Annotated in this window: 8 protein-coding genes; 3 read left to right on the top strand and 5 right to left on the bottom strand. The window is 34.8% G+C overall.

Annotation, left to right across the window (positions count from 1 at the left end):
* Positions 1-81: 81 nt before the first annotated feature.
* Positions 82-2,031: a threonine--tRNA ligase gene (gene thrS, locus BW732_RS11035; protein WP_077276785.1), complete on the bottom strand. Its 1,950-nt coding sequence runs from the start codon at positions 2,029-2,031 to the stop codon at positions 82-84.
* A gap of 455 nt (positions 2,032-2,486) precedes the next feature.
* Positions 2,487-5,081, bottom strand: a complete 2,595-nt coding sequence (adhE, locus tag BW732_RS11030; RefSeq protein WP_077276784.1) for a bifunctional acetaldehyde-CoA/alcohol dehydrogenase — start codon at positions 5,079-5,081, stop codon at positions 2,487-2,489.
* A gap of 287 nt (positions 5,082-5,368) precedes the next feature.
* Between adhE and BW732_RS11025 the strand changes: the two genes are divergently transcribed.
* From BW732_RS11025 to BW732_RS11015, 3 genes are all read left to right on the top strand, one after another.
* Complete coding sequence (locus BW732_RS11025; protein ID WP_161485567.1) at positions 5,369-6,121, top strand: helix-turn-helix domain-containing protein; 753 nt, start codon at positions 5,369-5,371, stop codon at positions 6,119-6,121.
* A 66-nt stretch (positions 6,122-6,187) separates the two neighbouring features.
* The gene (gene proC, locus BW732_RS11020) at positions 6,188-6,970 is read left to right on the top strand and encodes a pyrroline-5-carboxylate reductase (RefSeq protein WP_077276782.1); all 783 of its coding nucleotides are present in this window, start codon (positions 6,188-6,190) and stop codon (positions 6,968-6,970) included.
* 107 nt (positions 6,971-7,077) lie between these two features.
* Positions 7,078-9,189, top strand: a complete 2,112-nt coding sequence (locus tag BW732_RS11015; RefSeq protein ID WP_077276781.1) for a cation:proton antiporter — start codon at positions 7,078-7,080, stop codon at positions 9,187-9,189.
* A 55-nt stretch (positions 9,190-9,244) separates the two neighbouring features.
* Here the strand turns inward: BW732_RS11015 and BW732_RS11735 are convergent, their stop codons facing one another.
* From BW732_RS11735 to BW732_RS11000, 3 genes are read right to left on the bottom strand one after another with little or no spacing between them, the layout of a single operon-like run.
* Positions 9,245-10,870 carry a DNA translocase FtsK gene (locus BW732_RS11735; protein ID WP_418369025.1) on the bottom strand — a complete coding sequence of 542 codons (1,626 nt, stop codon included), beginning with the start codon at positions 10,868-10,870 and terminating at the stop codon, positions 9,245-9,247.
* 17 nt (positions 10,871-10,887) lie between these two features.
* Positions 10,888-11,583 carry a hypothetical protein gene (locus BW732_RS11840; RefSeq protein WP_077276780.1) on the bottom strand — a complete coding sequence of 232 codons (696 nt, stop codon included), beginning with the start codon at positions 11,581-11,583 and terminating at the stop codon, positions 10,888-10,890.
* A gap of 45 nt (positions 11,584-11,628) precedes the next feature.
* Positions 11,629-12,999: an aldehyde dehydrogenase family protein gene (locus BW732_RS11000; protein ID WP_161485566.1), complete on the bottom strand. Its 1,371-nt coding sequence runs from the start codon at positions 12,997-12,999 to the stop codon at positions 11,629-11,631.
* Positions 13,000-13,054 lie beyond the last annotated feature (55 nt).

The raw sequence follows: 13,054 nt of genomic DNA, 5'->3' as shown, positions 1-13,054 counted from the left end.
AATTCGCTTTGATTACTTAAAAAATAAAAGAAGTAGCTACTGCTATACTAGCCAGTAGCTACTTCTTTTGCTTATAATCGATTAATCTGCGTGACGACTATAATTTTCTACTTCAGCAACAACAGATTCAACAAACATATCAATACCCATTGTTTGCATATCTTTACTACCGTAACGACGGACGTTGACATCTCCACTTTCCATTTCTTTATCTCCAACTACTACTTGATAAGGAATTTTTTGTGTTTGTGATTCACGGATTTTATAACCCATTTTTTCATTACGCACATCAACATCAAAACGCAATCCTTTAGCATCTAATTTTTTCTTTAATTCAAAGGCATAATCACTATGTAAGTCTAAATTAACTGGAATAATTGTCCCTTGAACAGGTGATAACCATGTTGGGAAAGCTCCTTTGTGTACCTCGGTTAAGTACGCAACAAAACGTTCCATTGTTGAGACAATTCCTCGGTGAATAACCACTGGACGATGGGTATTTTCACCATCTTCACCAACATAAGTTAAATCAAATCGTTCTGGTAACAAGAAGTCTAATTGAATCGTTGATAACGTTTCTTCCATGCCCATCGCTGTTTTCACTTGAACGTCAAGTTTTGGACCATAGAATGCGGCTTCTCCCTCTGCTTCAAAGTAATCCAATTCTAGCTCATCCATTGCTGCCTTAAGCATAATCTGTGCTTTTTCCCACATTGCATCATCATCAAAATATTTATCTGTGTTATTTGGGTCACGATAGCTTAAACGGAAACGGTAATCTGTAATATTAAAGTCACGATAAACGGCTACCATCAACTCAAGTGTACGTTTAAACTCATCCTTAATTTGGTCTGGACGCACAAATGTATGTCCATCATTTAACGTCATTTCACGAACACGTTGTAAACCAGATAAAGCCCCACTCTTTTCATAACGATGCATCATACCAAGTTCAGCAATTCTTATTGGTAATTCGCGATAGCTATGAATATCATTTTTATAAACCATCATATGATGTGGACAGTTCATTGGTCGTAACACTAACATCTCGCCATCGCCCATATCCATTGGTGGGAACATATCTTCATGGTAATGATCCCAGTGTCCAGATTTTTTATACAATTCTACATCAGCCATAATTGGTGTATAAACGTGCAAGTAACCTAAACTAATTTCTTTGTCAGTAATATAGCGTTCAATAATACGACGAATTGTTGCACCTTTTGGTAACCAAAATGGTAAACCAGAACCAACTTCTGGACTAATCATAAATAAATCTAATTCTTTTCCTAATTTACGGTGATCGCGCTCTTTAGCTTCTTCACGCATTTTTAGGTACGCTTTTAAGTCTTTTTTATCGAAAAAGGCTGTTCCATAAACTCGTTGCATCATGTGATTATCAGAGTTACCGCGCCAGTAAGCACCTGCTACTGATAATAATTTAAAGACTTGAATTCGTCCTGTTGACGGTACGTGAACGCCACGACATAAATCAACAAAATCACCTTGATCATAAACTGTGATGACTTCATCTGCTGGTAATTCTGTAATTAATTCTACTTTATATGGATCATCCTTAAATAAATCTAAGGCCTCTTCCTTCGATACTTCACGACGAACGATTGGGTTGTTTTCTTTAACAATCTTCATCATTTCTTCTTCAATTCTTGGTAAGTCTTCTTCAGATATTGGCGCTTCACCATTATCTGTATCGTAATAAAAACCATTTTCGATTGCTGGTCCAACACCAAAATGAATCGATGGATACAAGCGACGTAGTGCATTAGCCATTAAATGAGCAGTTGAATGACGTAAAATACCTAGAGCGTCTTCATGATCAGGTGTAATAATTTCTAAACTACCGTCTATTGTAATTGGACGATCTAAATCAATTAATTCACCATTTAATTTTCCAGCTAAAGCTTTTTTCGCTAAACTATTACTAATACTCTTAGCAATATCCTGTGTAGTTGACTCAACTGCAAATTCTTTAACGGCACCATCTGGAAAGGTAATTTTAATTTCTGACATTATATTTCCTCCTAATAAATAATAATAATAATAATAAAAATAGATAATAAAAAAAGCCCTAGCAAGCCAAATGACCTACTAGGACGACAATTTATCGTGGTTCCACCTAATTTTTGAGACTAACACAAATAGACTAATCTCTCTTTGACGTGTTAACGGGACGACCGGTTTGATTTCAATCAAACTTTCAAAAGTGGTAATTAATAGTCCTTATTTAAGAAACTTTCAGCCTAGGTTTCTCTCCCTTTAAAACAGTGATCTATTAATCATGTCTTTCTCAAAAATTTTAATTATTTTCTATAACATTAATTTAAGCACTTTTCACAACATTTTGCAAGAGCTCAACCAATATTTCTTTAATTTTACCTAAATAATAGAAAACGACACCTGTCTGTTAACAGACAGGTGCCGTTTTGACTATAGCATTCAGTCATTATCTAACAATCAATAATGATTTAAACACCTTCGTATGCATCAATAATGATTTGTTTCAGCTCACTAATTAATGGCTCTTTTGGATTTGCTGTTGTACATTGATCTTCATAAGCTAATTCTGCCATGCGATCAACTGTACTTTCTAATACTTCTTCTGTCACGCCTTGAGCGCGTAAGCTCATGTCAATTCCAACACTCTTACCTAAAGCAATAATTCTTTCCACTAACGCTTCTACTAATTCTTCTGTTGTGTCACCTTCTAAACCAATGTGACGTGCCACTTCAGCGTAATCTTCATGCGCTCTAAAGTATTCATATTTAGGGAACATTGCGTGTTTTTGTGGATCTTTCGCATTGTAACGAATAATATGTGGTAATAAAATAGCATTTGTACGTCCATGTGGAATATTGTATTCTCCACCAATTTTATGAGCAACTGAGTGGCAAATTCCTAAGAAAGCATTCGCAAATGCCATACCAGCTAATGCTGATGCGTTATGCATTTTTTCTCTTGAATTGAAATCAGCATGATTAACAGAATTTTCTAAGTTTTCAAAGACTAAAGTAATAGCTTGTAAGCTTAGACCACGTGTATAGTCAGATGCCATTACAGATACATACGATTCCAAGGCATGTGTTAATACGTCCATACCTGTATCTGCAGTAATTGATTTAGGTACTGATTGAACAAATTGTGCATCAATGATCGCCACATCCGGTGTCAAAGCATAATCTGCTAATGGGTATTTAACATGTGTTTCACTATCTGTAATTACCGCAAAAGGTGTCACTTCTGCTCCAGTTCCAGATGTTGTTGGTACACACACCAAACGAGATTTTTCAGGTTTAGAGAATTTGTAGATACGTTTACGAATATCTAAGAATTTTTGTTTTGCTCCAAAGAATTCTGTTTCTGGGTGCTCATAGAATAGCCACATACCCTTAGCTGCATCAATTGCTGATCCACCACCTAAAGCGATAATTGTATCCGGTTTAAAGTCAACAATTTGTTTTGTTCCACGGTAAACAGTATCCGTTGATGGATTTGGCTCAACTTCTGAAAAGACTTCAACTAAAACTTTATTCGAACGACGTTGTAATTGGTCCACAATAATATCGACATAACCTAATTTAACCATACCAGGGTCACAAACGATAAACGCACGTTCAACATTTTCTAACATTTGTAAGTACTGAACTGAGTTTTTCTCAAAGAAAATTCGTGAAGGTAGTCTAAACCATTGCATATTATTTCTCCGTTTCGCTAAAGTTTTGTAGTTTAAAAGATTAACTGCTGTAACATTTCTAGAGACTGAGTTTTTACCATATGAACCACAACCTAATGTCAATGATGGAATCATTTCATTATAAATATCACCAATACCGCCTTGTGAAGCTGGTGAATTAATTAGGATACGACATGCTTTCATACGTGTTCCAAAGGCAATTTGTAAATTCTCATCTTCTGTATGAATACATGCTGTATGTCCTAAACCAGTCTCTAACATTCCTTCACATAATTCAAATGCATGCTCTGTATTATTTGATTTAACCATTGCTAAAACTGGTGATAATTTTTCTAGTGATAATGGATAACCTTTGCCTGTTCCTTCTAATTCAGCAATTAAAATTTTTGTCCCTTCTGGAACTGAAATGCCAGCTAATTCAGCAATTTCTTTGGCAGGTTTACCAACAATACTTGGATTAACAGCTGTTTTTGTCTCATTCATCACAGCGTCTTCTAATTGTTTTAATTCCGTTGGTTTCACTACGTAAACTTGATGAGCTTCAAATTCTTTTTTCACATCATCGTAAATTTCTTTATCGACAATAATTCCTTGTTCAGAAGCACAGATCATACCATTATCAAATGATTTAGATACAATTAAATCATTCACTGCACGTTTGATTTTGGCAGTTTTTTCAATATAAGCTGGAGTATTACCAGGTCCTACGCCAATAGCAGGTTTACCAGTTGAATAAGCCGCTTTAACCATGCCAGAACCACCAGTTGCTAAAACAACTGCTACATCCGGATGATTCATCAATAAGCCAGTTGCTTCAATTGACGGATACTCTACCCACTGGATACAATGTTCTGGTGCGCCCGCTTTAATCGCTGCATCTCGAACAACTCTTGCTGATTCTTTCGAACACTCTTGAGCCCCAGGATGAAAAGCAAAAATAATAGGATTACGAGTCTTCATAGCAATTATTGCTTTAAAAATAACTGTTGACGTTGGATTAGTTGTTGGTGTTACACCACAAATTACGCCAACTGGTGCAGCGATTTCGATAATACCTGTTTGAGGATCATCTAGGACAACACCGACTGTTTTATCATTTTTAATATTATTCCAAATTGATTCTGACGCATACATATTTTTGATAGATTTATCTTCATAAACGCCTCGACCAGTTTCTTCGACTGCTAATTTAGCTAAAGGCATATGTTGATCAATTGCCGCTAAAGCCATTGCTGCCACAATATGGTCGACTTGTTCTTGATTTAATAACTCCATAGCTGCTAACGCTTTTAGACCGTTAGTTGCAAGAGTCTGAATCATTTCCTCAGTATTCAATACTTCTGTAATTGTCACTTCTTCATTTGACATCGTAAAAAGTCCTCCTATATATTTCGTTTTTTAAAGGGCTTACATTTGTGAAAAAAGATTACTCATGGCCATCCCTTTCACCAATATACTAACAAAAATTCACAAATTTACGGTAGGACATAATTTAGGTATTCTTGTACAAAATTTAGAAAAATAAATATTATTTCGAATAATTTAAGATAGTTAGTTATTATATTATTTATCATTACATGTTATAATTAAGTCATCTATCGTACAAAAAAATCTATTTTATGACTATTTAATAATGAAATGAATGGAGAATGTGTATGTGTAATATTTTAATTGTTTCGTCTAATATGACGTTAAAATCTCAACTGGATTATCTCTTCAAAAAATATTTTGTGAATGTTTTTATCCTTCCACAAGCCGACAATTCTGAACAAGCGATTCACATTTGTCAAAGTACAATTCCAGAAATTATTTTATATGATTTATCTTTAAATGATGACGTTTTTATCTTACACGACAGTTTAACTAATAAATTTCCTAATTTAAGAGCCATTTATATTGATTCTAGCGAGAATTTTCCGAATATTCAAAAAGTCATTCGTAGTGGGGGAATCGACTATCTAGTGGAACCACTAAATGAAAGCGATACCTTAAATAGTATCCACCGTGCCATTATTTCTTTAAATCATATTTCACTATTAAATTATCAAAAACAATCTACTAACTCGACTGCCCATAATGCCGTACTACCACTAATTCAATTCATTCATAAGAATTTCCAAAAAGAAATTAGCCTCGATGAGTTAGCTAACTATATGCATCTTAATAAAAATTATATTTGTCAATTATTTAAAAAGGAAGTTGGTATGACATTTAAAACTTACCTCAGTAATTACCGAGTTGAGCAAGCTAAAAAATTACTTCGCGAAACAGATTGGGCGTTATGTGATATTTCTGATTATATTGGTTACGCTGATCCTGCTTATTTTAGTCGTCAGTTTAAAAAAATCGAAGGGATTAGTCCAACTGACTATCGTGATTATTATAAAAAGAATTTTGCCTTAGTTTAAGTCAGATAATAAAACATGGTATAATAAAGCTAGATGTTAACTTACTAACTAAAGGGATGATAATAAATGAAAATTGGAATTTTAGGTGCTGGTCATATGGGTGGCGCTATGTTAAAAGGTTGGCTCACTTCACCAGATATAAAACCGGAAGATGTGTACGTTAAAGGCGGTTCAGGTGGTACAGCTGAAAAACTACAACGTGACTTAAATTATCAATTAGTGTCATCGTTAGAAGAATTCACTTATTGTGATATCATTTTTATTGCTGTTAATACAGCAATTGTTCTACCAACACTGACTGATTTAACACCAATTATAAGTGAGAAAAAAATTCCAGTAGTCTCTGTGTCTGCCGGTGTTTCATTAGATGAAATGGCAGTTGTTCTAGGAGCAGATTATCCAATGGCACATGCCATACCAAACACACCCGTACAAATTCATCAAGGAACAATTGGAATTTCATATAATAAACAACTGACTATAGCTGTTATGGAACTAATTGAAGCAGCCTTTAAACCCCTTGGAACTTTGATTAAAACTGATGAAGAAAAACTTGGTATTTTTGGAACATTAGCTGGTTGTGGTCCTGCCTTTGTTGATGTTTTTATGGAAGCTTTAGCTGATGGCGCTGTACTGCATGGGATGGACCGCAATCTAGCTTATGAAGTCGCTGCACGAATGGTTAGCAGTTCGGCTAACTTATTACTTGAATCTGGACAACATCCAGGTGAATTAAAAGATCAAGTAACATCACCCGGTGGCACAACTATTAAAGGTATCACAGCTCTAGAAAAAGAAGGATTTCGTTACGCTGTCATTAACGCTTTAGATACTATCATGAAAGCGTAAAGCAAGACTAATTTTCTAATAAATAAAAAGTAGAGATTTTATAATTCTCTACTTTTTTGTTATACTAGAGGTAGATAAACAGAATAAACACTATAAAGGAGGAATTTATGGCTGTATTAGAATCAATTATTTTATTAGTTGTTTTAGTAATTGCCTCAAACGTTATTAGTCATTACCTTGTATCCATTCCAACAGCAATTATCCAAATTGCGATGGGCTTTGCGGCTGCAATTTTTCTTGATTTAAACGTTCATTTAGAAACAGATTGGTTTATGTTATTATTTATCGCACCATTATTATATAGTGATGCCAAACATTTTCCTAAGAAAGATTTATGGGAGTTACGGGCGCCAATTTTTGCAAATGCCATTTGGCTTGTACTTTTAACAACGATATTAGGCGGGTTCTTGATTAATCTAGTTGTACCTCAAGTATCCTTGTCCCTAGCCTTCGCCTTAGCAGCTGTCTTGTCACCGACTGATCCCGTTGCTGTTCAAGGGATTGCTGAGCAAGTTAAGTTGCCTAAGCGTTTATTAAACCTAGTTAATGGTGAAAGTTTGATTAACGATGCAAGCGGACTGATTGCTTTTAAATATGCGTTAGCTGCCTTTTTAACTGGAGAGTTTTCATTAAGAACGGCGACACTTGATTTTCTTTATCTAAGTGCAATGGCTGTAGTTATCGGTATTATCGGAACTCGTATTATGTATGCGATTGAAGCGACATTGCTTAGACAAGGAATCCAAGATGCCATTCTCCATACTTCTCTACAAATTTTAACACCATTCATCATCTTTATTGCAGCTGAGACTGTTCATGCTTCTGGTGTAATTGCAGTGGTTGTTTCGGGTGTTTTATCAATTCAACAAAAGCCCTTATACCGTAGCCAACTATCCGAAATTCAGCTAGTTACGGCAAAATTATGGGATATGATTATTTATTTACTAAACGGCGTAATTTTTGTGTTATTAGGTTCGACATTGCCTAAAGCTATGCATGCAGCGATTATTAATCCTGAAATTAATAATATTAAATTAATTATTTACGTGATTTTTATCTGGTTAATCTTATTATTTATTCGAACATTCTGGTCTTATGGATTTATGTGGTACAACCACTGGAAAGTGAAAGACTATAATTTGGCTAAACCAAAATTCCAAACAGCGTTATTAACTGGTTTAACTGGTGTTAGAGGTGCCATTACGATGGTTATGGTTCTATCGATTCCCTTCTACTTACCAAATGGGGATGCCTTTACTGAACGCTATTTAATTATTTTTCTAGCGAGTGGGGTCATTTTAACTAGTTTATTAGCTGCTATGATTACTCTACCAATCATGACAAAAGGTAAAAAACGCTTAATTTTATCGACTGTTGAGGAAAATCATTTTACCCAAGGCACAAGCAATAATTTAGGTGAAGATACGTCGAATCTAGAAGATTTATCAGAAATCGAAGCCAAGACCTTAATGACCAAACAGGCAATCAAAGCCTTAGAAGCTGATATTGATGATACCAATCAATTCGTTATTATGGAATTGTTAGAAGATTTAGATAAACAGTTACGTTATTTATACTTACATAATGAAAAGACGTCAAATGATTTTTATCATGAACTGGACGTAAACTACCGTAAGATTGCTGTTAATGCTGAATTTGACGCCATTATGGAATTAGGTATTAATGATAACATCGATAAAAAATTAATCAAAAATTATTTACAAATGATTAATTATAAGAAAAAAGCTCATTCGACTAATGTGACAATCGTTATGAAACAATTTCTTTATCGTGCTAAACGTGCGACTAAACGGATGATTTTCAAAAATATTTTACGCAAACGATCAACAGAAAATACTAATCGTAAAGATATTATGTTGCTTGAAAAAGTTAGCGCTGAAAAAGCGACTGATGCATTAAGAGATGCACAAATCGCTTTATCTGAACAAGACCAATATTATCGTTTAAAAACTAGCATTATCAATCAGATTTCATTAGAATACCAATATAAGATTGAACGGATTAATTACGCTGATAATAGTGATCATAGTGAATATCAACTTCTACATCGTGAATTTTATTTAAAATCACTCGATGAAGAACGAGCTGTTATCCAAAAATTATTAGAAAAAGGCCGTATTTCACCAACCTTAGCAAATCAATTACGTCAAACAATTAATTATAATGAAGCGACGTTCTTGCAAGGGAATATTGATTAAAAAAAAACATTTTGCCTACTTATTGTTAAGTAAGCAAAATGTTTTTTTATTAAAACTATCCTGGTGTCGTTTCATCATAAGCTGGCACCAAATTTTCTTCAGCCTTAGTCATTAACACTTTACGTGGCTTACTGCCTTCAGATGGTCCAACAACACCGCTTGCTTCAAGTTCATCAACAATTCGTGCTGCACGATTATAACCTATTTTAAAACGTCTCTGCAATAGGGAAATACTCGCTGTCTGCATATCAATAACTAATGCTTTCGCATCTTGATAGTACTCATCAAACGCATCTTGACTATTTTGATTAGATGATGTCCCCTCATCTGTTGGCATCATACTCTCAACATAGTTAGCTTCCTGTTGTGAGTGGACAAAACTGACGATTTGCTCGACTTCGCCATCAGAAATAAATGCGCCTTGTACCCTAATTGGTTTATTTTCACCCATTGGAACAAACAGCATATCACCACGACCTAATAGTTTTTCTGCACCATTACCGTCAATAATCGTTCGAGAATCTGTTCCACTTGAAACGGCAAAGGCAATCCTTGAAGGCACGTTGGCTTTAATAATACCGGTAATAACATCAACACTCGGACGTTGTGTCGCTAAAATCATATGAATTCCGGCAGCACGCGCCATTTGAGCCAAACGAATAATCGCATCCTCAACTTCATTTGAAGCAACCATCATTAAGTCGGCTAACTCATCAACAATTACCACAATATATGGAAGAAACGTTTTAATATCACCAGTTTCTAAGTTATGTTTTTGAATCATCTCGTTGTATCCATTGATATTACGGACACCAAAACCTGCAAATAGCTCATAACGTTTTTCCATTTCTTCAACCACTTTTTGTAGAGCTTGAGCTGCCTTACGTGGATTAGTGACCACAGGCGTCAGCAAATGAGGAATCCCATTGTAAACATTTAATTCAACCATCTTTGGATCAATCATCATAAGTTTGACTTGATTAGGTTTAGCTTTCATTAAAATACTGGAAATAATCCCATTAATACAAACTGATTTCCCACTACCAGTTGACCCAGCAATTAGTAGATGTGGCATCTTTGTTAAATCAGCCGATACGATATCGCCAGAAATACTACGGCCTAAAGGTACTTCTAATAGTTTATCTGGATGCACAGGAGATGCTTCCATAACCTCACGGAAAGAAACCATGCTAGTTGTCTGATTAGGCACTTCAATTCCAATCACCGATTTCCCAGGAATTGGTGCTTCCATACGGATGTCTTTCGCTGCAAGAGCTAGAGCAATGTCATCTGTTAATCCAACAATTTTACTAACTTTCACTCCAACAGCTGGTTGAACTTCAAATTTTGTCACTGATGGTCCTAAACTATAATTAGTCACCTTTGCATCAACGTTAAAGCTGTCAAAGGTACGTTCTAAAACTTGCGTATTGTGCTTTACTATTTTTAGTTCATTAGTTTGATCGACCGCTGGTACTTTTGTTAATAGTGACACTGTCGGCAACTGATAGTTGGGATTATCCCCTTCTCCTAATGGAATATCCCAATCTAAGGTACTTTTATCTTCGCTTTCTTGTTGTTGCACAGTCTCGACAACTGGCGGTGGTGTCATGGGTCTAAGCAATTCAGTTTGAACCGGTTCGTCTATTGGAACATCAACAACCATTTTTTCAACGGGCAATGTCTCCTTCACATTATTTATTTTGCTAGTTTTCTCTGAAAGTTTCCTTTTTTTTTCTCTTCAGCTAGCTTTTTTTTTTCTTCAATAATTTGATCAGATTTTTCTTTAAGGTTCTCAGCTGATTTCCCGCCAAATTCTCTGACTTTATTAGCTACATCATTTAATCCAATATTTAAAAATAATAAAATACCAACAATCATTGTACCAAAGGCTATAATATATGAACCTATTTTAGATACCAAAAAGTATGTGATTGAATATAAACTTGCGCCAATCACTCCACCACCAACTGACTGAGTGATTTGATTAACTTTTAAATCAGCGTAAATTTTACTCCATGTATGAGAAAAAATAGGTGTATCTCGTGTAATTTGTTTGAATAAGCCCATTTCTAGAAATAGTAATACACCCAAATAGAAAACTAAGGCACCAATCCAAATTGTAGCTCGCTTGAATTTAGGGTCTTTCCCCATAAACATTAGCAGAGCACCATAAAAAATTAAGAAAATAGCCATTACTAAATAACTATTACCAACTAATAACCGAAACACATTTGCCATTAGCAAACCAAGAAAGCCTAGTTTAAGCGCACCTAACAAACCAAAAATAATAAAACTAAGTCCAATGATGAAATAGGTTGTACGGTCTTGTTGTTTCTTTTGCTTGGCAGTCGGCTTCTTAGTAGCCTTTTTTGTTTGTTTCTTCTTAACCATTGCTCTACTCCTTATATTAAATTTTCAGATACCATCAAGTTTATTTTAAAAATAAACGAATGATTTTATGTTTTTTTCAGTATATGGTGGGAATAAAAACGGAATACTGATAATCCGTGAACGTTTTAAGACAGACTTATTATAAGTGAAGGCCCGGATACTTTCAATCCCATGATAATCTCCCATACCAGAAGGCCCAACTCCACCAAACGGTAAATGATCATTCGCTAAATGTAAAATTGTATCATTGACTGTAATACCACCGCAATCAACTTGATTAACTAACCAATTAATTTCTGGTTTTTTATTTGAAAAAGGATAAAAAGCTAGTGGATGCGGATGACGTTTAATAAATTGCACAGCCTCTCCTAACTTATCATAGCCTAACACAGGAAAAATTGGCCCAAAAATTTCAGTCATCATAGCCTCTAAAGGATCTAGTAAATCAGCTACCAAAATTGTTGGTTCGATATAACGATCGCTTGCATCAACCGTACCACCTAACCAAAGATAATCTTGGTCAGCTTTGATTATTTTCTCTAATCGTTGAATACTTTTAGCATTGACAATCCGACCAAAATCTGGACTTAATTGAGGATTAGAACCAAACTGCTTAATTAATACAGAACGCATCTCTTCTAATAATTCGCCTTTAACTTGGTTATCGACAAGACAATAATCTGGAGCCACACATGTTTGTCCAGCATTTAAAAATTTACCCCAAATAATTCGTTGGGCAGCGAGCTCTATATCTGCAAATTTAGTCACAATTGCTGGACTTTTACCACCTAATTCTAGCGTAATTGGTGTTAAATTAGTTGCCGCACTTTTAGCAACGATTTTCCCAACAAATTCACTGCCAGTAAAAAATATTTTATCAAACTTTTCACCTAACACAGCTTGATTCGCATCAATTGAGGTAATGTATGTTGTAATATATTTTTTCTCAAAAATTTCACCAATTAATTGTTGGATGACTTTATTAGTATTGGGAACTTCTTCTGACAAACCAATTAAAGCAGTATTCCCTCCAGCAATCGCACCAATTAATGGATCAAAAATTAACAATACAGGATAATTGAATGGACCAATAATTAGACTAACACCATATGGTTCTCGTCGAACCTCACTTTTTGCCGGTTGCAAAAAGAGCGGTGTCCGTGTTCTTTGTGGTTTTGCCCATTTTTTTAAATGTTTTATTGTATCGTCAAGATGCAAATAAAGTACACCTAATTCAGTCAAATAACCTTCAGTTTCAGATTTATGTAAATCTTTGTGTAAAGCTTCCAATAACTCAGTTTCATAGCTTTGAATTTGATTCTTGAGTTTTTTCAATTGGTTTAAGCGAAAATTAAGCGATCTTGTTTGACCGGTGTTAAAAAAATCCCGTTGCTGTCTAACTATATCATTAAACATGGAATAATCTCCTTTCATAAAACACAAATAGAGCTATGCCTTTTGATTTCATAGC

Source organism: Vagococcus penaei, assembly GCF_001998885.1.
Taxonomy (GTDB): domain Bacteria; phylum Bacillota; class Bacilli; order Lactobacillales; family Vagococcaceae; genus Vagococcus; species Vagococcus penaei.
The sequence above is the reverse complement of the archived record's forward strand: the minus strand, read 5'-3'. Positions and strand labels throughout refer to the sequence as shown.

Excerpts from the sequence above, each read along its gene's own strand:
- BW732_RS11015 (WP_077276781.1), top strand. The coding sequence starts at position 7,078 with ATGGCTGTATTAGAATCAATTATTTTATTAGTTGTTTTAGTAATTGCC.
- BW732_RS11000 (WP_161485566.1), bottom strand. The coding sequence starts at position 12,999 with ATGTTTAATGATATAGTTAGACAGCAACGGGATTTTTTTAACACCGGT.
- thrS (WP_077276785.1), bottom strand. The coding sequence starts at position 2,031 with ATGTCAGAAATTAAAATTACCTTTCCAGATGGTGCCGTTAAAGAATTT.
- BW732_RS11025 (WP_161485567.1), top strand. The coding sequence starts at position 5,369 with ATGTGTAATATTTTAATTGTTTCGTCTAATATGACGTTAAAATCTCAA.
- BW732_RS11840 (WP_077276780.1), bottom strand. The coding sequence starts at position 11,583 with ATGGTTAAGAAGAAACAAACAAAAAAGGCTACTAAGAAGCCGACTGCC.
- adhE (WP_077276784.1), bottom strand. The coding sequence starts at position 5,081 with ATGTCAAATGAAGAAGTGACAATTACAGAAGTATTGAATACTGAGGAA.
- proC (WP_077276782.1), top strand. The coding sequence starts at position 6,188 with ATGAAAATTGGAATTTTAGGTGCTGGTCATATGGGTGGCGCTATGTTA.